Origin of the sequence: Paenibacillus sp. NPDC056579, assembly GCF_042793215.1 — a bacterium.
Classification (GTDB): Bacteria; Bacillota; Bacilli; order Paenibacillales; family NBRC-103111; genus Paenibacillus_S.
The window spans coordinates 170,244-195,896 of record NZ_JBHTVD010000003.1 but is presented as its reverse complement, the minus strand read 5'-3'; the positions used below and the strand labels follow the sequence as shown (position 1 = coordinate 195,896).

General features: G+C 52.3%; 17 protein-coding genes and 1 other annotated feature. Of the genes, 15 read left to right on the top strand and 2 right to left on the bottom strand.

Translation table 11 applies throughout. The annotated features are described in order from the left end of the window. The first annotated feature begins 68 nt into the window (after positions 1 to 68). The 3 genes from ACFQ88_RS13410 (at position 69) to ileS (ending at position 5,351) form a co-directional block, all read left to right on the top strand. A complete protein-coding gene (locus tag ACFQ88_RS13410) occupies positions 69 to 482 on the top strand; it encodes a CBS domain-containing protein (protein WP_239635478.1) in 414 nt (137 codons plus the stop codon). Positions 483 to 634: 152 nt separating this feature from the next. After that, positions 635 to 1,801, top strand: coding sequence for a Gfo/Idh/MocA family protein (locus ACFQ88_RS13405; RefSeq protein ID WP_239626628.1), 1,167 nt, complete (start codon positions 635 to 637; stop codon positions 1,799 to 1,801). Between the two features lie 144 nt (positions 1,802 to 1,945). Further along, positions 1,946 to 2,205 (top strand) — a binding site (T-box leader). 53 nt (positions 2,206 to 2,258) lie between these two features. Further along, entirely contained in the window at positions 2,259 to 5,351 is a 3,093-nt protein-coding gene (ileS, locus tag ACFQ88_RS13400) for an isoleucine--tRNA ligase (protein ID WP_379454455.1), read from the top strand. A gap of 64 nt (positions 5,352 to 5,415) precedes the next feature. On the opposite strand, the gene ACFQ88_RS13395 is transcribed toward ileS, so the two are convergent. Continuing rightward, positions 5,416 to 5,952, bottom strand: coding sequence for a thermonuclease family protein (locus ACFQ88_RS13395; RefSeq protein WP_239626622.1), 537 nt, complete (start codon positions 5,950 to 5,952; stop codon positions 5,416 to 5,418). Positions 5,953 to 6,094: 142 nt separating this feature from the next. On the opposite strand from ACFQ88_RS13395, the gene ACFQ88_RS13390 reads away from it, so the two are divergent. From ACFQ88_RS13390 to ACFQ88_RS13340, 11 genes are all read left to right on the top strand, one after another. Next, positions 6,095 to 7,813, top strand: coding sequence for a DNA repair helicase XPB (locus ACFQ88_RS13390; protein ID WP_239626620.1), 1,719 nt, complete (start codon positions 6,095 to 6,097; stop codon positions 7,811 to 7,813). Further along, positions 7,810 to 9,843 carry a helicase-associated domain-containing protein gene (locus ACFQ88_RS13385; protein ID WP_379454454.1) on the top strand — a complete coding sequence of 678 codons (2,034 nt, stop codon included), beginning with the start codon at positions 7,810 to 7,812 and terminating at the stop codon, positions 9,841 to 9,843. The genes ACFQ88_RS13390 and ACFQ88_RS13385 overlap by 4 nt, the downstream gene beginning before the upstream one ends. A gap of 585 nt (positions 9,844 to 10,428) precedes the next feature. After that, positions 10,429 to 12,192 carry an ABC transporter ATP-binding protein gene (locus ACFQ88_RS13380; RefSeq protein ID WP_379454453.1) on the top strand — a complete coding sequence of 588 codons (1,764 nt, stop codon included), beginning with the start codon at positions 10,429 to 10,431 and terminating at the stop codon, positions 12,190 to 12,192. A 29-nt stretch (positions 12,193 to 12,221) separates the two neighbouring features. Beyond that, positions 12,222 to 14,279, top strand: coding sequence for an ABC transporter ATP-binding protein (locus ACFQ88_RS13375; RefSeq protein ID WP_379454899.1), 2,058 nt, complete (start codon positions 12,222 to 12,224; stop codon positions 14,277 to 14,279). Positions 14,280 to 14,387: 108 nt separating this feature from the next. Then, positions 14,388 to 14,849, top strand: coding sequence for a YlbF/YmcA family competence regulator (locus ACFQ88_RS13370; RefSeq protein WP_239626614.1), 462 nt, complete (start codon positions 14,388 to 14,390; stop codon positions 14,847 to 14,849). Positions 14,850 to 14,942: 93 nt separating this feature from the next. Further along, complete coding sequence (locus ACFQ88_RS13365) at positions 14,943 to 15,209, top strand: YlbG family protein (protein WP_379454452.1); 267 nt, start codon at positions 14,943 to 14,945, stop codon at positions 15,207 to 15,209. A gap of 247 nt (positions 15,210 to 15,456) precedes the next feature. Continuing rightward, positions 15,457 to 15,894 carry a hypothetical protein gene (locus tag ACFQ88_RS13360; RefSeq protein WP_239626609.1) on the top strand — a complete coding sequence of 146 codons (438 nt, stop codon included), beginning with the start codon at positions 15,457 to 15,459 and terminating at the stop codon, positions 15,892 to 15,894. Positions 15,895 to 16,270: 376 nt separating this feature from the next. Further along, entirely contained in the window at positions 16,271 to 17,182 is a 912-nt protein-coding gene (locus ACFQ88_RS13355) for a selenium metabolism-associated LysR family transcriptional regulator (protein WP_239626607.1), read from the top strand. Positions 17,183 to 17,259: 77 nt separating this feature from the next. Beyond that, entirely contained in the window at positions 17,260 to 18,105 is an 846-nt protein-coding gene (locus tag ACFQ88_RS13350; RefSeq protein ID WP_379454451.1) for a PHP domain-containing protein, read from the top strand. After that, entirely contained in the window at positions 18,105 to 18,992 is an 888-nt protein-coding gene (galU, locus tag ACFQ88_RS13345; RefSeq protein ID WP_379454450.1) for a UTP--glucose-1-phosphate uridylyltransferase GalU, read from the top strand. Before ACFQ88_RS13350 ends, galU begins: the two co-directional genes overlap by 1 nt. Before the next feature lie 28 nt (positions 18,993 to 19,020). Further along, entirely contained in the window at positions 19,021 to 20,319 is a 1,299-nt protein-coding gene (locus tag ACFQ88_RS13340; protein WP_379454449.1) for a UDP-glucose dehydrogenase family protein, read from the top strand. A 164-nt stretch (positions 20,320 to 20,483) separates the two neighbouring features. Here ACFQ88_RS13340 and ACFQ88_RS13335 read toward each other — a convergent pair whose 3' ends face one another. Continuing rightward, positions 20,484 to 22,283, bottom strand: coding sequence for an Rqc2 family fibronectin-binding protein (locus ACFQ88_RS13335; protein WP_379454448.1), 1,800 nt, complete (start codon positions 22,281 to 22,283; stop codon positions 20,484 to 20,486). 408 nt (positions 22,284 to 22,691) lie between these two features. Between ACFQ88_RS13335 and ACFQ88_RS13330 the strand changes: the two genes are divergently transcribed. Further along, positions 22,692 to 25,481 (top strand): calcium-translocating P-type ATPase, SERCA-type, encoded by a 2,790-nt coding sequence (locus ACFQ88_RS13330; protein ID WP_379454447.1) that lies wholly within the window; start codon positions 22,692 to 22,694, stop codon positions 25,479 to 25,481. Positions 25,482 to 25,653: the final 172 nt, after the last annotated feature.

Genomic DNA, 25,653 nt, shown 5'->3' with positions numbered 1-25,653 from the left:
GTGCGTCTGTCCGAGACTAACTTTTTCGGGAGGGATTATTCTTGAATTCTAGAACCTTGAAGGAAATTATGACGAAGGATTGCGCTACCGTCACATTGCTGGATAACGTATATGAAGTTGCTGTTAAGATGAAGCAGGAGGATACCGGCTTTATTCCTGTCGTTGAAGGCAAGAAGCTGATCGGCGTAATCACCGACCGCGACCTTGTCATTCGCGGCTTTGCCGATAAGAAGGAAGGTTCCACTGCGGTGAAGGAAGTCATGAGCAGCAACCAAATTACGACTGCTACGCCGGAAACGACGGTGGATGAAGCGGTGAAGCTGATGGCCAGCCAGCAAATCCGCCGTTTGCCTGTATGCGAGAACGGAGAGCTGGTCGGTATCGTTTCGATCGGCGACCTGGCGGTACGCGATAAATTCGAAGACGAAGCGGGAGAAGCGCTGAGTCAAATTTCCGAAAAAGATAAAGCGACGGTGCGATAACCATTTGCCGCAGAGAAGGTCGGCCTTGCGAAAAGAGGTGCGATTTTCTCTTTTTTTTTATTGTAATGTTCACGTGTGCAATATATAATGAAGAGGCAAGCGAAAATGCGCTTACATAGTATCGAATATGAATCGAGAGGCAGGGGACACGAATGGACAAAGTGCGCATCGGATTGATCGGTGTGGGCAACATGGGTAAAGGCCATACGGGTTATTTGGTAGACAACGCTGTCAAAGGCGCAGAGCTGACCGCCATTGTGGATACAGATGCATCCCGACTGGACTGGGTTAGAGCAAATCATGGAAACAAGAACATTCAGCTGTTCGACAATCTCGAAGCTTTCTTCGCTTCCAGAGCCTTCGACGCTGTTATCGTAGCAACGCCTCACTATGATCATCCGGTATCGGCTATTCAGGCGTTCCAACACGGGTACCACGTGCTGGTTGAGAAGCCGGCCGGCGTGTATACGAAGCAAGTACGGGAAATGAACGAAGCTGCTGCGAAATCCGGCAAAGCCTTCGGAATTATGTATAATCAACGGACAAACCCTCTGTACCAAAAGCTGAGAGATCTTATCAGCTCCGGTGAATTGGGCGAAGTCCGCCGCACGAACTGGATCATTACGAACTGGTACCGCTCGCAAAGCTACTATGATTCCGGCGGCTGGCGCGCTACATGGGCCGGCGAAGGCGGCGGCGTTCTGATTAACCAAGACCCGCATCAGCTGGACTTGTGGCAGTGGACGATCGACATGATGCCAAAACGCGTCAGAGCATTTTGCGGTTTCGGTAAATACCGTAACATCGAAGTGGAAGACGACGTAACGGCTTATGTAGAATACGAGAACGGGGCAACCGGCTTGTTCGTAACTACGACTGGCGAAGCTCCGGGAACGAACCGTTTCGAAGTCACAGGCGACCGCGGCAAAATCGTAATCGAGGATGAGAAGCTGACGTTCTGGCGTTTGCGTACTCCTGAGCCTGAGTTCAACCGTGAGTTCAAAGGCGGCTTCGGTTCTCCGGAAGTATGGAAATGCGAGATTCCGATTAAAGGCGCTCCAGGCCCTGGACACAAAGGCATTACCCAAAACTTCGTCAACCACATCTTGAAAGGCGAGAAGCTGCTGGCGCCAGGCGAGGAAGGCATCAAAGGCTTGACGCTGTCGAACGCGATGCATTTGTCTTCCTGGACCGACAACTGGGTAGACTTGCCTATCAATGAGGACTTGTACTACGAGAAGCTGCAAGAGCGCATTAACAACTCTACGTACCAAAAAGAAACGAAGCAAGTGGAAATGGACGTAAGAGGTACTCATTAATCAATTCATTAAGGAGTCGGCGGGTTATTCCTGCCGGTTCCTTTTTCTTTTCTCAAAATAAAAGAACAGGCTCCTCGCACAAATTGCGGCATGCCTCTTGACAAATGCTAGCAATTGGATTATAACAATAAAAAGCAAACCTAACTAAATTCGATGACGAGAAAGAGTACGCTATGATGTTGTTCCCCAGAGAGCCGGTGATTGCTGAAAGCCGGTGTTCAAGTCGTAGTCGAAAATCATCTCGGAGAAGTGAAGCCGAAAGTTTCGTACGAGTAAGCTTAACCGGGGGTCCGCCGTTACAAGGAACGCGTATGTTAGTACGTAGAGGAGTGCCGTTATCAGTCCTGAGATTCAGGGCGGATACGGAACAAGGGTGGTAACGCGAGCGACGACTCGTCCCTTATGGGGACGGGTCTTTTTTGTTTTTCAACAATAATTTTTTTGAGGTGATTGGACAATGAGGCAAGTGGATCCGAAAGAAAAAGCCCGGCAGCGGGAGCTTCGGGTGCTGGAACAGTGGAATAAGGAGCATACATTCAAGCAATCTATCGAGCAGAGGGAGGGACATCCAAACTTCGTATTCTATGAAGGTCCCCCAACAGCGAATGGGGCGCCGCACATCGGTCATGTGTTAGGCAGGGTTATCAAAGATTTTATATGCCGCTACAAGACGATGACAGGCCATCAGGTTGTTCGTAAAGCAGGATGGGATACTCACGGGCTCCCTGTAGAGCTCGGCGTCGAGAAACAGCTGGGTATCTCCGGCAAGCAGGAGATTGAGCAATACGGGATTGCAGAATTCGTCCAAAAGTGCAAGGACAGCGTGTTCGAGTATGAAAGGCAATGGCGCGAGCTGACCGAGGCGATAGGCTACTGGACGGATATGAACGATCCTTATATCACGTTGAAAAACGAGTATATCGAAAGTGTGTGGCATTTGCTCGCGGAAATTCACAAGAAAGGATTGCTGTACAAAGGGCACCGCGTAAGTCCGTATTGTCCCTGCTGTCAAACCACGCTCAGCTCGCACGAGGTCGCTCAAGGCTATGAGGACGTGAAGGATTTGTCCGCAACGGTGAAATTCAAGCTGCAGGACCGCAGCGAATCCATTCTCGCCTGGACGACGACGCCATGGACGCTGCCTGCGAACGTCGCGCTTGCCGTAAATCGGGAGCTGACGTACGTCAGGGCGAAGCAAGGTGACGAGACAGTGATTGTCGCCGAACATCGGGCGGAAGACGTCTTGAAGGGCGACTATGAAATCGTCGGGAAGGTGAGCGGCGCCGAGCTGGTCGGCTTGAAGTATACTCCTCCGTTCCGGTATGTGGAGGTACCGAACGCTCATGTTGTGATCGAAGGCGATTTCGTTACCGACACGAGCGGTACAGGGGTCGTTCACATAGCACCCGCTCACGGGGAAGACGACTACAAGGTAGCGATGAAATTCGGCATCAGCATGCTGAACGTGGTCAACGCTTCAGGACGCTACGTCGATGAAGTGACGGATTTCGCCGGCCGGTTCGTGAAGGATTGCGATGTCGATATCGTGAAGCTGCTGGCGGAGAAAGGGCTGCTCTATTCGAAGGAGAAGTATGAGCACAGCTATCCGTTCTGCTGGCGCTGCAAATCGCCTCTGCTGTACTACGCGATGGAGAGCTGGTTCATCAAGACGACGGCGGTCAAAGAGCAATTGATCGCAAACAACCGGCAGGTGGACTGGTACCCGGACCATATTCGCGAAGGCCGGTTCGGCAAGTTTCTCGAGGAGCTGGTCGATTGGAACATAAGCCGGAACCGGTACTGGGGAACTCCGCTTAATGTATGGGTATGCCCGTCATGTCAGGGCGAATTCGTTCCGGGCAGTATCGAACAGCTGAGAGCCCATGCCGTAACTCCGGTCGATGCGAATCTGGAGCTTCATAAACCGTTCGTAGACGAAGTCAAGGTACGCTGCGGCCATTGCGGGAACGGGGTGATGGAGCGGACGCCTGAAGTGATAGACGTCTGGTTCGACAGCGGTTCGATGCCTTTCGCCCAGTACCATACTCCGTTCGAGAACCGGGAGCAGTTTGAACGGCAATATCCGGCGGATATGATATGCGAGGGAATCGATCAGACGCGCGGCTGGTTTTTCAGCTTGCTGGCGGTGTCCACGTTATTTAACGGCAAGGCGCCGTACAAGGCGGTTCTTTCCACGGGGCATATATTGGATGAGAATGGACAAAAAATGTCCAAGAGCAAGGGCAACGTTATCGACCCTTGGGAGATTATCGGCGATTTCGGCACCGACGCTTTCCGCTGGGCATTGCTCGCCGACAGCGCGCCATGGAACAGCAAGAGATTTTCCAGACAAATCGTCGCCGAAGCCAAATCGAAAGTTATTGACACGATTGTCAACACGCATGCGTTCTATACCCTGTATGCTTCGATCGACGGCTACAAGCCGGAAGAGCATGTGACTGGAGCAAGCGGCAGCATATTGGACCGGTGGATTCTGTCGCGGTTAAACAGCTTGCTGGCTGCCGTATCAAAGGGGCTGCAGGAATACGATTTCCTGAATCCGGCCAAGGCGGTCGAATCGTTCGTCGACGAGATGAGCAACTGGTATATCCGCCGCTCTAGAGATCGCTTCTGGGGGAGCGGATTGTCCGACGACAAGATTGCCGCCTACCAGACGCTTAGAACCGTGCTCTTGACGTTAGCGAAGCTGATGGCGCCATACACGCCGTTCTTATCGGATGATCTATACCGGAATCTGGGCGGAAGCAAGCAGAGCGTTCATCTGGATGATTATCCCGAGTCTGACGCAGCCTTAATCGATCCGCAGCTGGAGCAGCACATGGAGACGGTGCGGAATTTGGTGGAGCTTGCCCGCAGCGTACGTAACGAAACGGGAATCAAGACGCGGCAGCCGCTATCCGAGCTGATTGTGTCCACGGAGCTGCCATTGGATTTGGCGGTGTACGGTTCTATTGTAGAAGAGGAGATCAACGTAAAAACGGTCCGGCTGGAAACGAGCGAGAACGGCTTCGTCGACGTTTCGCTGAAGCTGAATTTAAAGGTGGCGGGGCCGAAGTTCGGAAAATCCGTAGGGGAGCTTCAACAGGCTCTGCGCTCCAAATCCGCTGCTGAAGCAGCTGCTATCGTAAAAGCCGGCGTCTACCGCCATCCTTTGGCCGACGGAGGAACCGTGGAGGTAGGGCTGGAGGATTTGCTGGTGGAGCAGACCGCCAAGCCGGGTTACGCCTCCGCGTCCGGTTACCGCATGACGGTAGCGCTCAATACGGAGCTTACACAAGAGCTGGAGCAGGAAGGTCTCGTCCGTGAAGTGGTCCGTGCCGTGCAGGACTACCGGAAAAAACTGTCTTTGCCTATCGACAAGAGGGTGAATCTGGTGCTGGATGCGGATGAAACGGTCCAAGCGGCATTGCATGCGTTCGAGCAAGTGCTGCTGGACAACGTGCTGCTAAACAGCATCCGCTACGAAGAGCTGGAGACGATGGAGACGGTGTCTCTCGGGGACCGGACTTTGCGTCTGCATATCGAATAGCAATTAGCGTCCATGCCTCGGCTTAGGACGATAACAAAGAAGACTGATGCCGCAGGATGCGGCCTCAGTCTTCTTCTTTTCCTTTTCTTTTTTCGAACGCGGAATCGTAGTCCTTCCAGAGCCCGATGCCTTTTTTGCGGGCGGCTTCCTGATCCTTCTTGAATTCGCTCACATACTTGACGTTGGGCGGAAACGTATAGATCCTTGCATAGCCCTCCTGCACAAGGGTCCGATTGAACAGCTCTTTGCCTACCCATACGTAGGCAAGCAGGCGGCCATACTGATCCCGCTGCTCAACGTCCCATTCAAGCTCTACAGCCTTCTTCTCCAGCCGCTTCTTCGTATACTCGTACGCCTCGTTGCCGTAGAACATGACGGGCTTGTTCGGCTTCTTCGTTTCCGGCGTGTCGATGCCTATGAGCCGGATTTTTTCTTTTTTGCCTGCCATCGTAATTTCGACCGTATCTCCGTCGACGACTCTTTCAATAGTTACCGGCTCCTTGCCTTGCTTGCTTGATGTCGGTTTATTGCCGCATCCGGTCACAAATATGGCGATTATTAGTACCGGGATGATGGCTGCCGTTGCCCACATTTTTCTCATTTCGTCACTCCGTTCTAGCCTTATTGTAGAAGCAGAGCGTGTCCGTTGTAAAGAGAACAATGTTTAAATCTTCCTGTTTCCCCTCATACTAAATGAAAAAGGAACCTTCGACCATAAACGACATCATTCGGGAGGGAACGGAATGGCAATGGATACGAAACGGCCGCTCATCGTACAGAGTGATTTTACCATTTTACTGGAAGTTCGCCACCCCCAGTTTGAAACGGTAAGAATGGGGCTGGCCCGTTTTGCGGATTTGGTCAAAACTCCGGAGCATATCCACACATACCGGATGACGGCCTTGTCCTTGTGGAATGCCGCAGCGGCAGGCATGACTACGGAGGAAATCACGGTCTTTCTGGAGAGCAACGCCAAATTCGGACTGCCGCACAACATCAAGCAGGACATTCACCGATTCGTAGAGCGGTACGGATTGATCCGCATGGAAAGTCTGGGAGAGGACCTGCTTCTGATTTCCGAGGATGTGGAAGCGATTAAGGAGATGGTTTCGTTCAAATCGCTCCGCTCTTACGGATTATGTCAGCTCGATGCCAAGACATTGCGCTTCTCGTCGGCGTTTCGCGGCATCTTGAAGCAGGAGCTGATCAAGCTTGGATATCCTGTCGAGGATTTGGCCGGCTACTCCCGCGGCGAGGAGCTGCCGATTCGGCTGAAGCCTGAGAGCGAGGAAGGAAAAACGTTCGAGCTGCGCGACTATCAGCGATCGGCTGTAGATTCCTTTTACCGGGAGGGCGGCATGCATGGAGGCAGCGGAGTGCTTGTGCTGCCATGCGGTGCGGGCAAAACGATCATCGGTATTGCGGCGATGGGCAAATTGAATTGCGCCACACTGATCTTGACCACCAACAGCACCTCTGTCCGTCAGTGGAAGCGTGAAATTCTGGAGAAGACGGACGTGACCGAGGACATGGTCGGGGAGTATACCGGATCGATGAAGGATGTGCGACCGATCACGATCGCCACCTATCAAATATTGACGTACCGCAAATCGAAGGACGATCCATTCGTCCATATGGATTTATTCAACAAGCGGGATTGGGGGCTCATTGTCTATGATGAGGTTCATTTGCTTCCCGCTCCGGTGTTTCGGGTTACCGCCGATATTCAGGCTACGCGCCGCCTCGGGTTAACGGCAACTCTGATCCGCGAGGACGGGAGAGAAGAGGACGTCTTCTCGCTAGTAGGGCCCAAACGCTATGATATGCCGTGGAAAGAGCTGGAATCCAAAGGGTGGATCGCTTCGGTCACTTGTACGGAAATCCAGATTCCCTTGCCGGATGAAGAGAAGGAGCTGTATTTGGCATCGGAGCCAAGACAGCAAATGAGAATAGCGAGCGAAAATTCCGCCAAGCTGGCCGTCGTCCAGGAGCTGCTTGAGAAGCATGCCGACGATCAAGTTATCGTCATTGGCCAATACCTGGACCAGCTGAAGCTTACGGCAGAAGCGATTGGCGCTCCGTTGATCTACGGCCAGATGCCGCATGAGGAACGCGAGCGGTTATACGGTCAGTTTCGTTCCGGGGAGCTCAAGACGATCGTAGTATCGAAGGTAGCCAATTTCGCCGTCGATTTGCCGGATGCGTCCGTCGCGATTCAGATCTCCGGGAGCTTCGGCTCAAGGCAGGAGGAAGCGCAGCGGCTGGGGCGAATATTGCGGCCGAAATCCGGCAATAACGAAGCCTGCTTTTACTCGGTAGTTACCTCCGACACGAAAGAGCAGGATTTTGCCTTGAACCGGCAATTGTTTCTCATCGAGCAGGGGTATCGTTACCGGATTGAAGACCGTACGGCTCCTGCTGGAACGAACCGAATCAACAAGCAGGAGGCGGCGTTCTCATGAATCATGCAGATTACTTGGCGCGAATGCCGCAAACGCTGCGCAAGCAGATTGAAGCGGAGCCTGTTTACTCCTCGTGGCTGAAGCAAGGAGAGACGTTGGAGCAGCTGTTCGTCAACCCGGTCGTCATGGAGACGGTGTACAATCGGATGACGGCCAGGGAGCGGCAAGTGCTTCAGCTTATTGTCACGCGAATCGGCTGCGAGCCGTTCGATGCCGTCAGGCTGGATAAGCTCGCATCCTCCGTTATGTCCGGGGCGGACGCGAAGGTCGGCTTCCTGCAGCTGCAAAGAAAGGGCATTTGCTTTATTTTTCGCAAGTCGTGGGGCGAGCATATTTATGTGATGTCACCGGACATGCTGGCTATTTGGCAGCAAATTTTGTTTGTGGAGGATGAAGGAAGCAGCCACCCGGCGGAGATGGAGAAGATTGAACCGACAGAGCCGATTGGCGCCGGGTTGGCGCATGATCTGTTTCAGTCGCTCGTCTACTGGAGCCAGCACGATATCAAGCTGACCAAATCGGGAACGCTGCACAAGCGCCACCTGCAAAAGCTGAGCGAAACCGTGTCGTTGCGCGATGCATGGTTCGAGCATACCGGCATCAAGTATGCCTATGCAGACGTGTACCCTTATTCAATCGCTGTTTTAATGGAATTGTTGACACGCCTTCAGCTGCTGGAGCAGCAAGGAGACGTGGTAAAGCTCAACGGTTCAAGTGCCAGGCAGTGGCTTACACTGAATGAAGCCGAGCAAACCGGCGCATTATACCGGATTTGGAAGCCGGTAGTGTTCCCGGGAGCGGTATGGATGCAGCATGCAGCGCTAAGGATGGAAAACTGGGCGCCGGACGTTTGGAATAGCGCTGAGCATCTGATCCATTGGCTGAAAAAGCACAAGCTTATTTCGACGGATGAGGATTTGGATCGCTGTGCAGCGATGCTGGAGGAGCAGTGGATTCGCCCGCTTCTTGCATTCGGATGGATGGAAAAAGGCGCCGGCGGAACAGGAGCGGTGTGGTACCGATGGCGGATCCATCCGCTAAAACCGATTCCTCAAGACGAGGAGGAAGCACGATTTTACGTACAGCCGGACTTCGAAATCCTCGTGCCGCCGGACGTCTCCTTCGCTGCGCGCTGGGAGCTTGCCTCGTTCGCCGATCAGCACAAAACGGATGCGCTGTCCGTCTACTCCTTATCCAAAGAGAGCTTGCAAAGAGGGTTGGAGAGCGGAAGGACGCTGGAGGAAATAGTCGGTTTCCTTGCGGGATATGCCATGTACGAGCTGCCGGACAACGTGAAGCTGACGCTGGAACAATGGGCGAAGCCATTCGGAAAGCTGAGTCTTCAGCAGGTGATTCTGCTGCGATGCGAATCGCCCGAGGTTGCTGAAGCGATAAGAAAAATGGCCGGTGCCGCCGAGTGTCTCGACGAGCCGCTTGGCGATAAAGCCTGGATTGTGAAGTCTGAGAAGCTGAAGGCGCTGAGTACGCTGCTCGATAAAAGCGGCTGGATGGCAGGCAAGCTGCTGCTGCTCGACGGAACGGCTCAAGCTGCGGATGCAGACAAGGAGGGTCAAACCGGTGTCGGGAAGAGCCTTAAGCTGATTGACAAGGACAGCAAGCTGCACTTGATCCGCGACGAAGTGCAAGAAGAGCTGAGAAGCGCGGATAAGGGGTTTATTTATTCCCGCCATGCAATCTCTTATTTCGAAATGGAGCAGCGGCTGCCCAATATCGCTGAGCTGTACCCGGATTTGAACGGGATTCCCGCAGCTTGGATGAAGGACTACAGAACCTACCACACGTCTACTCGCAGAGAAATGGTGGAGAAGGCGATGGAATGGAAAGGGGTTCTGCAGGTGCGTCTTGACGGCCGGGACCGTCTGGTCGCGCCTAGAAAGCTGCAGGAAACGAGAGGAACCTGGAGCATGGTCGGACTGGAGCCATCGGAGCTGCAGGAGGTATGCCTGCTTGCCGACGAATGGCAGGAGATGAAAATCATCGTCCCCGGCATTAACGATTCGAATAGCTGAAAAGTTTCTTTACCGGCCGAACATGGCCGGTTTTTTCATTTTATAATAAGAAAGATTACAGTTACAGGCAAACTGAAGGAATCTAGCATTACGAACGTCGCGGCCACCTAACAGATGATAATGATCAGGGCATGTCCGAAGACAAGCTGCGGCTGTTGTACGGCTAGCCCCGGATGCTGAAAAGAGACAAGGCTAGGTCGGATAAAAATCGATTATAATCGTTTTATCGTTTTATCCGGCATTGACATGGATTGTGCAGCCGTGATAACGTTCTTGTGTAACCGAAAATCCTGAAAATGGAAAGGGGAATGTCGCATGTTATTGATATCTTTTGAACTTCTACTGCATCATACATTTAACGATATCCAAGATAACTGCGAGTATCATGTGACCTTTCTCCATTCCGGAAGACGGAGGCTTGTGCGGCAAGCCGGTTGAGCATAACCGTTTATCCGCGACGCAGGTCACTTCTCCTTGTGGCGGCGTGCGCTTATAGCTTTACACGATAAGCACATGGTCTCCCAAGGCCGTGTGCTTTTTTTGCCGTGATGCGGATTGCTCTAGAGAGAGGAGAGAAAACAACCGATGTTATCTGTAATGCGTAAGCTGGGCTGGTTTTTCCGGGAGGAATGGAAACGGTATACCATAGCTGTAGTGCTGCTGGTAATAGCCGGCATTTTGGAGATTTTTCCGCCTATGCTGGTGGGCCGCGCCATCGATGAAATAGCGCTTGGCCATATGACCTGGGGATATATTGTCCGAACGATATCGACGCTTGTTATCATTACGGTCTCCGTTTATATTATCTCATACATATGGGGGTATGGGCTGTTCGGCGGCGCTTTTGTCGTTGAACGGTTAATGCGCGGACGATTGATGGGTCATTTTCTGAAAATGACGCCGACGTTTTATGAGAAAAACCGGACCGGAGATTTGATGGCTCGTGCGACCAACGATTTGCAGGCATTGGCGCAAACGGCCGGATTCGGTATTTTGACGCTGCTGGACTCCACGCTGTGGATGGCGACGCTTCTGGTTACGATGACGATATTCGTATCGTGGAAGCTGACATTAGCCGCGATTTTGCCTCTGCCGATTATGGCTATTCTCGTCAGCTATTATGGAGGCTGGATTCATAAAAGATATATGGCTGCGCAGGACGCTTTCGGCGATATGAACGAGGGCGTGCTTGAGACTGTATCGGGCATTCGGGTCATCCGTGCCTATACGCAGGAACGTTCGGCGGAGAAGCAGTTCGCAGACGTCACGCAGGATGTGCTGGAAAAAAATATTGCCGTAGTCCGCATCGATTCCTTGTTCGAGCCGACGATTAAGATATTGGTTGGTGTAAGCTATATGATCGGTCTAGGCTATGGAGCCTATCTGGTATTCCATAACGAGCTGACTATCGGGGCGCTAGTTTCCTTCAACGTTTATCTCGGGATGCTTATTTGGCCGATGTTCGCAATAGGCGAATTGATCAATATTATGCAGCGGGGCAACGCATCGTTGGACCGCGTCAATGAGGTGCTCACCTACAAGCCGGATGTCCCTGAGCCTGCCGCCGCGGCAGAGCCGAGTCAACCCGGGCGCATGGAGTTTCAGAATGTAACGTTTCGCTATCCGTCCTCGGCCGTCGATAACTTGAGCGACGTGTCGTTCGTGCTCGAACCGGGCCAAACCCTGGGGATCGTCGGACGGACGGGAAGCGGCAAAACGACGCTGATCAAGCAGCTTCTTCGCGAGTATCCTCCGGGTGAAGGCTCCGTGCGTTTATCGGACGTTCCGATCGAAACGATATCGATGAACCGGCTGAAGTCGTGGCTCGGGTATGTGCCGCAGGAGCCGTTTCTGTTCTCGAGAACGATTCGGCGCAATATGCTGTTTGGCAACGAGCAGGCTTCGGAGGAGGAGCTCACGGCTGCGGTTAAGGCATCCGCATTCGCGAAGGATTTGGCGTTTTTGCCGGAAGGGCTTGAAACCATAGTAGGGGAAAAAGGAGTCGCTTTATCCGGCGGGCAAAAGCAGCGGGTTTCGCTCGTGCGGGCTCTAGTCGCCGACCCGTCGATATTGATGCTCGACGATTCGATGTCCGCTGTTGATGCCAGGACGGAAGCGGAAATCATTCACAACCTGCGCGAGGCGAGGGCAGGGAAAACAACAATCATCGCCACCCATCGTTTGTCCGCTGTACACCATGCGGATCAAATCCTTGTTCTCGACGGAGGGCGCGTGGTGGAAAGGGGTACCCATGAGGAGCTGCTTCAGCTGGGCGGGTGGTATAGGGAGCAGTTCGATCGCCAGCAGGCAGAAGCCCGGCAAGAGGAGAGAGGAGAGGAGACGACATGAGCGACTACACCGAAAGCCTGGATTACGAGATGGAGCAGGAGCTGGGTAGCGGAACCAAGAAAAGAACGGTAAGACGTCTGTTATCTTATGCGGTTCAATTCAAGAAGCAGCTGCTTATAGCACTGGTCATGCTGGCTATCGCCGTGACAACCGATCTGGCAGGACCTCTGATTGCCAAGCGGATCATTGACGTGCACATATCCGGGATTGAGAAGCCTTGGTACGAGACAGCCGCTGCAGGCGGCAGCACGGTTGCTTACGGCACGAAGCTGTATAAGAGAGAGGACCGGTTCACTGAAGGCGAATCGCGCGGAGCGGAAGTACGTATTTTGCAAATTGAACGCAATTATTACTTTATCCCTCAGTCCATTGCAGGGGACGGCGAAAGATCTGTCGCGGGTGACGGGAAAGTGGAGATAGCCAGGGGCGGCGAGAAGAACACCTATCCCGCTTCCATGCTCACACGCGATGAGCTGTACAGCTTTTATCGCCCCGAATTGGCCGGCTTGCTTCGCTTATGCTGGCTTTACATGGGCTTGCTTGCTATATCCGCGCTGTTTGCCTACGGGCAGCATTACTTCTTGCAAAGCTCGGCTAACCGCATCATTCGGCAGATGCGCAACGACGTATTCGCGCAGCTGAACCGGCTGCCGATCCGTTATTTCGACAACCTCCCGGCAGGGAAGGTCGTATCAAGAATAACGAACGACACCGAATCGATTCGTGACCTGTACGTCAACGTCCTGTCCAACTTTTTCACCGGTACGATCCATATGGCGGGGATCTTTATCGCTCTCTTCATTCTTGACGCGAGGCTCGCGGCGATCTGTCTGTTCATTATTCCGGCATTGGCCGGCTGGATCTATGTGTACGGTCGGACGGCCAAAAAATTCAACCGCATCATCCGTGTGACGGTGAGCGATATTAACGGCATGATTAACGAGTCGATTCAAGGAATGACCATTATAAAGGCGTTCCGAAAAGAACAGAGGACGGAAGAGGAATTCGAGCAGTACAATACGAAGCTGTTTCAATATCAAAACAAGCTGCTCAGCTTGAATTCCTGGACCGGACATAATTTGGTCGGCGTGATCCGGAATACGGCACTGGTTGCGTTAATATGGTATTTCGGGGGAGCGTCACTGAACAGTGGAGCGGGACTGGTCTCGCTCGGGGTACTCTATGCGTTCGTCGACTATTTGAACCGGCTGTTCCAGCCGATGGTGAATATCGTCAACCAGCTCCCTAATATGGAAAGAGCGCTCGTCTCTGCGGAAAGGGTATTCGCGCTAACGGATCAGGCGGGCGAGGACGTATCGGACCACCGTATTGAACGTTACAAGGGTCATGTTGTATTCGACAATGTGAAGTTCTCATACAAGGAGAATGAGCCTGTGCTGAAAGGGATATCCTTTGAAGCGAAGCCGGGCCAAACCGTGGCGCTGGTAGGACATACGGGTTCGGGGAAGAGCTCGATACTGAATTTGTTGTTCCGCTTCTATGATCCGGAGGAAGGTCGTATTACCATCGACGGAAAGGATACAATGGAGCTGCCGCGGCAAACGCTGCGCCAGCATATGGGGATTGTGCTGCAGGACCCGTTTCTTTTCACCGGTACGATTGCATCCAATGTTTCATTGGGCGACGCATCCATAACGCGGGAGACCATTGAAAAAGCGTTGGCTGACGTTGGCGCCGCGCCGCTGCTTCGTCATTTGCCGCTTGGCATCGATGAGCCGGTTATCGAGAAAGGAAGCACGCTGTCGGCAGGACAGCGGCAGTTGATTTCTTTTGCCCGGGCGCTTGCCTTTGATCCGGCGATTCTGATCTTGGACGAAGCCACGTCGAACATCGACACGGAAACGGAAGCGGTCATACAACAAGCGCTCGACGTCGTGAAGAAAGGCCGGACGACGTTTGTTATCGCTCATCGCCTGTCAACCATTCGAAATGCCGACCTGATTCTCGTGCTAGATCGAGGTGAAATTGTAGAGCGCGGCAACCACGACGAATTGATGGAGCTTGAGGGAAAATACCGGCAAATGTATCGTATCCAGCAAGGAGAGCCAGTTGCGAGCCATGGATAGCACTCCCCAAATTCAGGATGAAATATTGATGCAACAAATGGGCACAATGTGTGTTATGATAGACTTGTCTGATCAAGATGAAACTTAAATGATAAGGCAGGTGCGATTATGGCAGTAATGGAAGCCCAAACGTTGGATATGTCTGCCATTTTGATGCAGGCATACGACTTGGGGGATATGATCAAGAGCTCCGCGGAGACGGCGGATTACTTATATTGGAAGCAAAAGAAAGACGAAGACCCGCAGGTTATGCAGCTGATGAGACAGTTTCAGAAGAAAAAGGAGCTGTTCGAGGAATGCGAACGGTTCGGACATTTCCATCCGGACTATCATCATGCCCTGGAGCAAGCGAAATCCATTCAGGAGCAGCTGGACAGCCTGGAAGCCGTAAGACGGTTCAAGGAGGCTGAGCAGCGTCTGGATGATCTGCTGTACACGGTATCCGAAACGATAGCACGCAGCGTCTCCGAGACGATTAAAGTCCCAAGCAACGATCTCCGCGATTCAGGGGGCGGCTGTGCATCAGGCAGCTGTTCCACGGGAGGCGGCTGCTCCGGCAGCTGCGGTTAAACTGATAATATCTATACTCGGGAGGATGGCCCGGCGGTCATTACGCACTTAGGCTTATCCTCCCATTCTCTCTAATGAAAGAAGGGTTGGCACATGTTTACGGATCGAAGCGGGTTAATTGTATGGTTCAGCGATTTAAAAGCAGCGGGCAAACAGCTGGAGCGCTATGGAAGCGTTCACTTTATATCGAAGAGAATGCACTACGCGGCGATGTATGTTCATTCCAGCAAGCTGGATGAAACGATGAAGCAGCTTCAGAAGCTGCCTTTCGTCAAAAAGGTGGAGCGGTCTTACCGCAACGAAATCAAGACGGAATATACCAGCAACATGCCGGACAAAACGAGATTTTACACGATGTAATCGGGTTACATAGAACTATAAAATAGTCCAACAGTCCTCACAGAATCTGAATGTTTCAGGCTCTGTGGGGATTTTTTTCACCATAATACACTCCATGAACCTGATACATAGTGCTAAATTCCTTCCTGCGAATGAATTCTAAAGATTTTTTTATTTGGCAACCTATTTTAAATCAAGTAAAATGAAAATGCATTCATTTTGTACATAGGCGTAAAGCACTATTTTGCTAGGTGAGGGGTTGTGATTTATGAGAGATAAAATAGCACACCGTTCAAGCAACCACGAGCCCTATTACATTGCATTAGGCGAGAAGAACATTACGGATATCGTTATTACCAATCATGCCAGGCAGCGCTGGGCGGACCGGGTGGAATCCCGTAAAACCGGGTTTGACGATATTTGCGCTTTTTTATGGAACAGGCTTAGAGAAGGACAAATCAAGTCTTATTATAAAAATGGCGAGGATGTATATTTGATCGAGGACGATCTCGTGATGGTAGCGGAGTTCTCCCCCTACGATCTGGATGTTCCTCTCGGCCGCCCTTTACTTCATCGGATGGTCGTCGTAACCTTCTTAGGCCGAATGTCCGAGACGATTGAGCTGAGGGATTTGAAGTCGTACTACTCGTGGCTTCGCCATTCCCGCAGAATGACATTAATCAAAAATAGCCGTAAACGCAGATAAATGACCCGAACGATTCGGTCCTTTCAGGAGCGCTCCGCTTGCCCGCGGAACGCTCTTTTTTCATTAACGGCTGTTATACGAATGGGACTATCCGCATGCCTTCGTACACAGGGATGTTCGGTCTCAATTGTTGCTGCGACTTTCATACCATGCTGGAAAAAAATCCAAATTAATTCTATTCGGTGATAAAACATGCTTGTATGCTTACGAAGCGAGTTTTGTTTAAGTAAAAGCTTAAGGTTGCTCTATGGAAAGCCTCGGTAGAGGTTTTATTACCATTGAATGTGGACCGGGTAATGTATTCGCTTCCGACTTGCGCTTTTGAGGGGGGCGGTTCTTTGTTATAATAGGGCTACCAAGCAACCGGAGGTAGGCAATGGCTCTTAACTTTCATCAGCTTCACATCTTTTATACAGTTGCCGAGAAAGGTAGCTTTTCTCATGCGGCGCAGGCGCTTCATATGACGCAGCCGGCCGTAACGATGCAGGTTCAATCGCTGGAGGAATATTTCGGGACGAAGCTGTTCATCCGCTCGACGAAAAAAATAGAGCTGTCGGAAGCGGGAAAAACGCTGCTTCCTTATGCCAAGCGCAGCATCGAGCTTATGAAGGAGACAGAAATCAGCATGTCCAAGTTTACTCATATGCTGGAGGACCGGTTATATTTGGGTGCCAGCATGACGGTAGGCGAGTATATTTTACCGCGATTGCTCGGTCCTTTCGGCAAGGAGTATCCGAATATTTCGATCAGCATGAAGGTTATCAACACGAAACAAATATTGGATGAGGTATTGAACCACCAATTGAATTTCGGTCTGGTCGAGGCGGAAATCAAGCATCCGGATGTGCATACGGAAGCGGTAATGAACGATGAATTGATGCTGATCATACCGCCGGATCACCCATTGGCGGAGCAGGAATCGGTACGGATGGACGATGTGCTGAAATATCCTTTCGTGCTGCGGGAGCAAGGCTCGGGAACGCGAAGGGTCATGGAAGAGGAGCTGGAGAGAGCCGGATACAATCCGGCCGACATGAATGTCGTTATGGAGCTCGGAAGCACCGGGGCCGTCAAATCGGCTGTCGAGGCGGGGCTCGGTCTGTCCATCTTGTCTCAATCGTCCGTAAAGCACGAAGCGGCGCTTGGCGTACTCAAGGTGAAAAGTATGGAAGGGATCCGTTTTTCGCGGAGCTTCTACGCTATTTACTTGAACTCGACGATCTTGCCGATTTCGGCCGTCACCTTCGTCTCGTTTCTTCGTGAACGGGATTTAAGCCAATGGCTGTAAAATGTTTACTTAGTCTACACATTCGCTTCATACTGCGTTAATCATTGTTCGATATGGTAAAGGAGAGAAAGTCGTATATGCTGTATGCAGATTTGCATTCTCACACATTGGCTTCCGACGGAACCCAGCCACCGACCGATAACGTCAGACTGGCGGCTGCAGCGGGTCTCGGGGCGATAGCCATCACCGATCACGATACCGTGGCGGGAATTCGGGAGGCTCTCGAAGCCGGACTGCAGTATGGAATTACGGTAGTTCCGGGAGTAGAAATCAGCACGGTCGTTAAAGGAATGGACGTCCACGTCCTCGGATATTACATAGATCATACAGATGAAACCTTATTGAACCGGTTGGCGGAGCTGCGCCAGGTGCGCGACCGTCGCAACGATATGATATTGGAGCAATTAAACAAGCTGGGGATCGAAATTTCGATGGACGATGTACTGGAATCGTTGAAGGCGGCCAAGAAGAATGATGAAACCATCGGCAGACCGCATATAGCCGACGCTTTGGTCCGCAAAGGATACGTGGCCGACATGGCGGAAGCCTTCGACCGGTATTTGGGTAAGGACGGTGCGGCGTATATCAATCCGCCTCGGATCGAGCCGGCAACCGCCGTTCAGTGGATTATAGAAGCAGGAGGCGCGCCGGTACTCGCTCATCCCGGCCTGTACGGTATGGATGAGCTTATTGGAGAGCTTGCGGATCAAGGCCTTGCCGGTCTGGAGGTATATCACTCCGATCATACCCCGGAGCAGGAGGAAGGTTATCAACGGCTTGCTGAACAATACAATCTGATTGTTACAGCCGGATCGGACTTCCATGGCGAACGGGGCGGTGTCGTATTCCATGCTCCAATCGGAGCAAGGAGAATTGGCATTGCCGTAATCGAGCAACTTCAGCACGCTAGGAGGAAGTCATAATGAAAGTGCGCAAAGCCATTATTCCAGCCGCGGGACTCGGCACCCGTTTTTTGCCGGCAACCAAGGCTCAGCCTAAGGAAATGCTCCCGATCGTAGATAAGCCCGCGATCCAGTATATCGTAGAGGAAGCGATTGCGTCGGGAATCGAAGATATTATGATTGTCACCGGCCGGAACAAGCGAGCAATCGAGGATCATTTTGACAAGTCGATAGAGCTTGAGATGATGCTCGAGGAGAAGGGAAACCAGGAGCTCTTGAAAATCGTTCGCGAGGTTTCCAATCTTGCCGACGTTCACTACATTCGCCAAAAGCAGCCGCTCGGCCTGGGGCATGCCGTTTTGTGCGCTCGCAAGTTTATTGGGAATGAGCCGTTCGCCGTCCTGCTGGGAGACGATATTATCCAGTCCGAGCCGCCCTGTCTGAAGCAAATGATCGATTTGTTCGAGCAGACGGAGACAACGGTTATTGCAGCTCAGGAGGTACCTTGGGAAGAAGTAGATAAATACGGGATTGTATCTCCTTCCCGGAATACGGGAACCGGGGAATTTCAATATATCGAAGATTTAATGGAAAAGCCGGATCGAGATCAAGCGCCTTCGAATTTGGCCGTGATCGGAAGGTATATTATTACTCCTGAAATATTCGGCATTCTAGAAAAATGCGAGCCGGGCAGAGGCGGAGAAATTCAGCTGACGGATGCCCTTCGCATTCTGAATCAAGAGCGGCAAATGGTTGTATATCCGCTGCAGGGCAAGCGGTATGACGTAGGTGACAAGCTTGGTTATATCGAGGCGACGATCGAATTTGCGCTGCAAAGAGCTGATCTTCAAGGAGCGCTCAAAGCGTACTTGCGGCAGCTGACCGACCCTTGGAGAAACAACTGGTAATCTAAACCGGCGCACACGGAGGGGACGCATGGGAGAGAGGATCGCTGTCATTGGAACCGGGTATGTGGGATTAGTGTCTGGAACGTGCTTTTCGGAGATAGGTCATCATGTTGTTTGCGTCGATAAGGATGCCGATAAAATCCAAAGCTTGTCCCGAGCGGAACTGCCGATATACGAGCCTGATCTGCAGCAGCTGGTGCAAACTAATCTGCAGCGGGGACGTCTTTCCTTTACTTCCGATACGGCCCTGGCAGTATCCGGGTCCGATATAGTATTTCTTGCCGTCGGTACTCCTTCGATGGAAGACGGGCAAGTAGATGTAAGTCAAGTTACCAGCGCGGCGATACAGATTGCAATGGCGATGGAAGGCTATACCATCGTTGTGCTGAAGAGCACGGTTCCGGTCGGTACGGCCCGCAGGGTAGAAAACCTCATCCGGGAGTATAATCCGGAAGCATTATTTTCCATCGTCTCGAACCCTGAATTTCTTCGCGAAGGTTCCGCCGTACGGGATACGTTCCATATGGACCGCATCGTCATCGGGGCGACGGAACAGGAGGCGGCAGATCGAATTGCCCGTCTGCACGAACCGTATGGCGCGCCTGTACTGTTCACGGACCGGGAAAGCGCCGAGCTGATTAAATATGCATCCAATGCCTTCCTGGCTACGAAGATATCTTTCATTAACGAGATGGCCAATCTGTGTGAAAAGGTCGGTGCCAACGTAGAGCTTGTGGCTGCAGGCATGGGGATGGATAAACGCATCGGGACGCATTTCTTGCGGCCGGGCATCGGCTACGGAGGCTCCTGCTTTCCTAAAGATACGAAAGCGCAGCTTAAGATTGCCGAGCACGCGGACTACGATTTCAAAATCATGCGCGCCGTCATCGAAGTGAACCGGCTTCAACGGGAACGGTTTGCCGATAAGGTCGAGCAAGCGCTTGGCGGGGATGTTAACGGCTTGAAGCTGGCCGTGATGGGGCTTACGTTCAAACCGGATACGGACGATTTGCGGGACGCACCCGCCCTCGATATTATCGAGCTGCTGTTGGCCAAAGGGGCGCAGATCCGCGCCTACGATCCAGTCGCTGCGCAAGCGGCGGCGCCTCTCATCCCCCGTGCAGTCTGCTGCACGGATCCGTATGAGGCTCTGCAAGATGCGGATGCCATGGTAATTACGACGGAATGGGATACCGTGAAATCGTTGGATTATGCTGAAGTTCATCAGCTGCTTCGCTCGCCGTTTATCATAGACGGGAGAAATTGCTTGCAAGCCGATACCATAAGGTGCTTAGGCTTCCATTATGTCTCGGTAGGCAGGCCATAAAGAGTAAAGAACCTCCAAACCGCTTCATTGGCGGAAGGGAGGTTCTTTTACCACAATAGAATTTACAAGATCCCGAGATCATTGGATGCAAAATTCTATTTGGCGATAAAAACCACCTCTAAACGCGGTCGCTCCTCTGTGAAGGACCTCGATAGACGTTTTTCTCATTTTACTGTTACAGGCATCCGTTTGATGGCGTCTGTATCCGGAGTGACAAACAACGTTTTTTGATGATCGTAAATGACGAAGCCCGGCTTGGCTCCGCTAGGCTTGCGGACGTGTCTGATCAGTGTAAAGTCGACCGGAACCTGGCTCGATTCCTTGGCTTGACTGAAGAAAGCGGCGAGCTGTGCGGCCTCATGCAGTGTCGGTTCCCCGAATTGCTGACTTCGGATGACCACATGGGAGCCCGGAATGTCCTTCGTATGCAGCCAAGTATCCGCCGATTGAGCAAGCCGGTTGGTCAAATATTCGTTTTGCGTATTGTTCTTTCCTACATAGATAGGAATTCCTTCGCTTGAAGTAAAGCAGGACAAGGCCGGCTTCTGGTTCGGCTTCTTTTTGCGCGTTTTTTTGCTGCGGTCGCGAATATAGCCCTGCTCAATCAATTCCTCGCGAATTTCCTCGATATCTCCCAGCGATGCAGAGCCAAGCTGCTGAAGCAGATTATCCAAATAGACGATTTCACTTTCCGTCTGCTCCATTTGCTCATGAACGGCAATCAGGCTGTTCTTAGCCTTCGTGTACTTCTTGAAATAGCGCTGAGCATTTTCCGAAGCGGTCATAAGAGGGTCTAGCTCGATGCGGATCGGACGCTGCTCTTCATCATAATAGTTGACGACCTCGACCGACGTATCGCCTTTCTGAATCTGATGCATGGAAGCCGTAAGAAGCTCGCCAAGAATCCGGAATTTGTCTGCATCCTTGGCGTCCTCCATCGTTTCTTGCAGCTTCTCCAGCTTCTTGATGTTTTTGCTCCGCTCATTCTGAAGAAAACGAAGCAGGTCGGATACACGCTGCTTGACGGTATCCCGCTCCGCTTTGTCTCCATAGAACGCTTCAAGGCATTCACTAACGGATGCGAACCTTCGAACAACTCCTCCAATGTGCGTCAGCTCGGTAATGGAGAAGGAAGACTTGCCTGTAGACTCACGCTCCGTAATGTTCGGCGTCGTTCCTCCCTGACGGAGCTGCTCCATTAAAGAATGAAACGGCTCCCACAGCAAGGCTGCGTTAGCCTCCGGAGTGTTGGCTTCCGTAAGCGGCGGCTGACAGCGAAAGACAAGCTCTTTGGCAACCAGCGGGCTGAAGCCGCTGAGACGGTTCACGATCCGCTGCTCCCAAGTTTCATCCGAACGGGCGGCAGGCTTTCCTGTATCTTCCGCGTCTTCCTGAGCAGGAAGCGGGCTTGTCAAAAGCGACACGAAACGTTCTCTGCCGAGATCGAGCGGCAGTTCCTTATGCTGCTCGGGAGGTGAGACATATTTGCTGCCCGGCATGACAATCCGGTAGCTGCTGATCGCAGGGGTGACGTGGTGGATCCCGTCAACAATAGATCCGGTTGCCGGATCCAATAAAATAATGTTGCTGTGGCGTCCCATAATTTCGATGACGATCGTCTTGCTGCTGACATCGCCAAGCTCATCCCGCTGTCTGACCTGGATATGGATCACCCGCTCCAAAACGGGCTGCGTGACGCTCACGATTATCCCGCTTTCGCAATGCTTGCGGAGCAGCATGCAAAACATCGGCGCTTCCATAGGATTAAGGAAGCTTTGCTCGGTGAAATGAACCCGCGGATACGTCGGATTCGCCGACAAAAGCAGCTTCAGGTTGCTGCCTTGCGCGCGCAGCTGCAGCACGATGTCGTGCTCCGATGGCATGTGCACTTTATTGATTCTGCCGCCCACACAGCTTTGCAGCTCGTTAACCAGGCTGTGGACGACCAGTCCGTCTAAAGACATTTCAATGACAACTCCATTCAGTCAAATCAAAGGATAATAGAAACGGGCTTGCAAAAATTCGACACTCTCTATCATGCCATATTTTCGGCAAAAACTTAAGTCTGTTTTCCTTTGTGCTATTTTGCAGCTTGTCTGAATACATTTACTAAAAGAGGATGTTTAAAAAGTCCGCCTTGATAATGAAGTGAATCGTGAAGAAAATCGGCATCGAATCTTGAACGAAATCGGGAAGTCCGGTACTCACGTAGGTTTCCCTACGCTCCGTTCCTCCTTCCTCGATTTTCGTCCAACCTTCTCGGTTCTGAAGACGAACTTTTTAAACACATTTTTAATGAGGATGTCCCGTTGTCCTGTGTCAGAGGACATGAGAACAGCCTTGGGTACAACCTTTTGGGAGGGAATGAGCAGATGGGTCACAAGCAGTGGTATCAAATGACGGCAGAGGACATTTTGCAAACGCAGCAGATCGAACCGTCAAAAGGACTCTCTTCAGAAGAGGCGGAGAGACGTTTGACGGAGCACGGACGGAATGAATTATCCGAAGGGAAAAAGATATCGCCGGTCTCCCTTTTCCTTAACCAGTTTAAAGACTTCATGGTGCTTGTGCTGATGGGGGCGACGTTAATTTCCGGACTTCTTGGCGAATACCTGGATGCCATCACGATTGTGGCCATTATTATCATGAACGGAATTCTGGGCTTCGTGCAGGAGTTCCGGGCGGAGCGTTCGCTGCGGGCTTTGAAGGAGCTGTCGGCCCCCCACGCCAAGGTGCTGCGCGGCGGCATCGTGGAGCAGGTACCGGCACGAGAGCTTGTTCCCGGCGACCTAATCGTTTTGGAGAGCGGCGACCGTGTTCCGGCAGATATCCGCTTCCTGGAAGCGAACGGCTTGTACGCAGAGGAGTCGGCGCTGACTGGAGAGTCGGTTCCGGTAAGCAAACATACGGATGCGCTGAGCGGGGATGAAGTGCCTCTCGGTGACCAGCGCAACCTTGGTTTTATGGGGACGATGATTACGCGCGGAACAGCCCGCGGCGTTGTTGTTCGTACCGGCATGAATACCGAGATGGGCAAAATCGCCGATCTCATCCAAAGCACCGAATCCATGGAAACGCCGCTGCAGCATCGCTTGGAGCAGCTCGGCAAAATTTTGATCATCGTGGCGTTAGCGTTGACCGTTGTTGTTGTCATTGCCGGTATCGTTCATGGACAAGAACCGTACGGAATGTTCCTCGCCGGGGTCAGCCTCGCAGTAGCCGCCATTCCCGAAGGGCTTCCGGCTATCGTTACTATCGCTTTGGCGTTAGGTGTGCAGCGGATGATTCAGCGCAAAGCGATCGTGCGCAAGCTTCCTTCAGTAGAGACACTGGGATGCGCCTCCGTTATTTGCTCGGACAAAACGGGAACACTGACGCAAAACAAAATGACGGTCACTCATTTGTGGCTCGGCGGCAATATATTGGAAGTAACGGGCGACGGCTACGACCCGCACGGCGACATTTTACAGCAAGGACATCATGTCGATCTGCGCAAAAATCAAATGCTTCGCAGGCTGCTTCAAGTATCCGTTCTATGTAACAATGCAGTGCTGGTTGAGGATAAAGCCGCCGAAACGAAACGCAAGAAGCAAGCAAGCGAAGAGCGGGAAACGATGTGGAACATTAAAGGGGACCCGACCGAGGGTGCGCTGGTGGTGCTTGGCGCCAAAGCCGGCATGACCCACGAATCGATCGGCGGGCTGTATACGCGAATCAGCGAATATCCGTTTGATTCCGAGAGGAAGCGGATGTCGGTCTTGGTGGAGCACCAAGGGGGACGCATGGTTTGCACCAAAGGAGCTCCCGACGTGCTGCTGCAGCAGTGCTCCTATGTGCTGTGGGACGATAGAGTCATCCCTTTCACGCCGACGCTTAAGCAAAAAGTGCTGGCCGCTAACGAAGGCATGGCCAAAAACGCGCTGCGCGTTCTCGGAGTGGCTTACCGCGATGTTAAGCCGACGGAGCGCTTCGACGCCGAGGAGGATGTAGAGCACAGCCTCATCTTCGTAGGCTTGACCGGCATGATCGATCCCCCTCGTAAAGAGGTACGCGACGCCATTTCCAAATGCCGTAAAGCGGGAATTAAGACTGTCATGATTACCGGCGATCATCAATCGACAGCGGAAGCTATCGCCAGACAGCTCGGTATCTTGCCTCCGAACAGCGGCATTGCATTGAACGGGCAGCAGCTGAGCCAAATGTCCGACGATGAGCTGGACAAATCCGTGGACGACGCATTCGTCTATGCGCGCGTATCGCCGGAGCATAAGCTGCGGATCGTCAAATCGCTGCAAAGAAAAGGACATGTAGTCGCGATGACAGGCGATGGCGTAAACGACGCCCCGGCGATTAAAGCGGCCGATATCGGCATCGCTATGGGAATCAGCGGAACGGACGTGTCGAAGGAAGCTTCATCGCTTGTATTGAGCGACGACAACTTCGCTACTATCGTTGCGGCGATTGAAGAAGGACGCGGGATCTACGAGAATATCCGCAAATTTATCCGTTACCTGCTCGCCTCCAACGTCGGCGAAATCATGACGATGTTCCTGGCGATGATGGCCGGGCTTCCACTGCCGTTAGTGCCGATCCAAATCCTGTGGGTCAACCTGGTCACGGACGGGCTGCCTGCGATGGCGCTAGGGGTGGATCAGGCGGAGAAGGATTTGATGCAGCAAAAGCCGCGTCCAGCGCGCGAGAACATTTTTGCCCGCCGGCTTGGCTGGAAAATCATCAGCCGCGGCATTCTCATCGGCATATGCACACTTGCCGCATTTATCATCATGCTTCAACAGGGAGGATCTGTGGAAGGCTCTTCTTTGGTTAAAGCACAGACGGTGGCGTTCGCTACGTTGGTTATGGCGCAGCTCATTCATGTCTTCGACTGCCGCAGCTCCCGTTCGATCTTCCACCGCAACCCGCTGCAAAACAAATATTTGGTGCTGGCCGTCATTTCCTCACTTGTGCTGATGCTGGCTGTGCTGTATGTCGAGCAGCTGCAGCCGATTTTCAAGACGGTTCCGCTTAATTGGATGGATTGGATCATTGTGCTCGTCTTCGCCGGCATCCCTACGTTCCTGATGGGAATCGGCAGCGTCATGAGCAAGCCCTCCAAGCGCAAGCAAATGAGGTACGGCAGCGCCAAACCGGTAGCCCGATAAGGGGCCATTAAGACAACGGTTTATGGGAAACATGCCCATAAGCCGTTTTTTTGCTTTTACGGCCGAAATAGGGTAAAATTTTGCGGAAAAACTATGCATTCCCTCATTTTTAAGTTATGATATTGGCTAAACCGAGAGAATACGGGAGTATGATCGAAAGCAGAGGAGAACT

Excerpts from the sequence above, each read along its gene's own strand:
- ACFQ88_RS13340 (WP_379454449.1), top strand. The coding sequence starts at position 19,021 with ATGGGAGAGAGGATCGCTGTCATTGGAACCGGGTATGTGGGATTAGTG.
- ACFQ88_RS13350 (WP_379454451.1), top strand. The coding sequence starts at position 17,260 with ATGCTGTATGCAGATTTGCATTCTCACACATTGGCTTCCGACGGAACC.
- ACFQ88_RS13410 (WP_239635478.1), top strand. The coding sequence starts at position 69 with ATGACGAAGGATTGCGCTACCGTCACATTGCTGGATAACGTATATGAA.
- ACFQ88_RS13395 (WP_239626622.1), bottom strand. The coding sequence starts at position 5,952 with ATGAGAAAAATGTGGGCAACGGCAGCCATCATCCCGGTACTAATAATC.
- ACFQ88_RS13370 (WP_239626614.1), top strand. The coding sequence starts at position 14,388 with ATGGCAGTAATGGAAGCCCAAACGTTGGATATGTCTGCCATTTTGATG.
- ACFQ88_RS13380 (WP_379454453.1), top strand. The coding sequence starts at position 10,429 with ATGTTATCTGTAATGCGTAAGCTGGGCTGGTTTTTCCGGGAGGAATGG.
- ACFQ88_RS13405 (WP_239626628.1), top strand. The coding sequence starts at position 635 with ATGGACAAAGTGCGCATCGGATTGATCGGTGTGGGCAACATGGGTAAA.
- ACFQ88_RS13390 (WP_239626620.1), top strand. The coding sequence starts at position 6,095 with ATGGCAATGGATACGAAACGGCCGCTCATCGTACAGAGTGATTTTACC.
- ACFQ88_RS13335 (WP_379454448.1), bottom strand. The coding sequence starts at position 22,283 with ATGTCTTTAGACGGACTGGTCGTCCACAGCCTGGTTAACGAGCTGCAA.
- ileS (WP_379454455.1), top strand. The coding sequence starts at position 2,259 with ATGAGGCAAGTGGATCCGAAAGAAAAAGCCCGGCAGCGGGAGCTTCGG.
- ACFQ88_RS13385 (WP_379454454.1), top strand. The coding sequence starts at position 7,810 with ATGAATCATGCAGATTACTTGGCGCGAATGCCGCAAACGCTGCGCAAG.
- galU (WP_379454450.1), top strand. The coding sequence starts at position 18,105 with ATGAAAGTGCGCAAAGCCATTATTCCAGCCGCGGGACTCGGCACCCGT.
- ACFQ88_RS13365 (WP_379454452.1), top strand. The coding sequence starts at position 14,943 with ATGTTTACGGATCGAAGCGGGTTAATTGTATGGTTCAGCGATTTAAAA.
- ACFQ88_RS13360 (WP_239626609.1), top strand. The coding sequence starts at position 15,457 with ATGAGAGATAAAATAGCACACCGTTCAAGCAACCACGAGCCCTATTAC.
- ACFQ88_RS13375 (WP_379454899.1), top strand. The coding sequence starts at position 12,222 with ATGGAGCAGGAGCTGGGTAGCGGAACCAAGAAAAGAACGGTAAGACGT.
- ACFQ88_RS13330 (WP_379454447.1), top strand. The coding sequence starts at position 22,692 with ATGGGTCACAAGCAGTGGTATCAAATGACGGCAGAGGACATTTTGCAA.
- ACFQ88_RS13355 (WP_239626607.1), top strand. The coding sequence starts at position 16,271 with ATGGCTCTTAACTTTCATCAGCTTCACATCTTTTATACAGTTGCCGAG.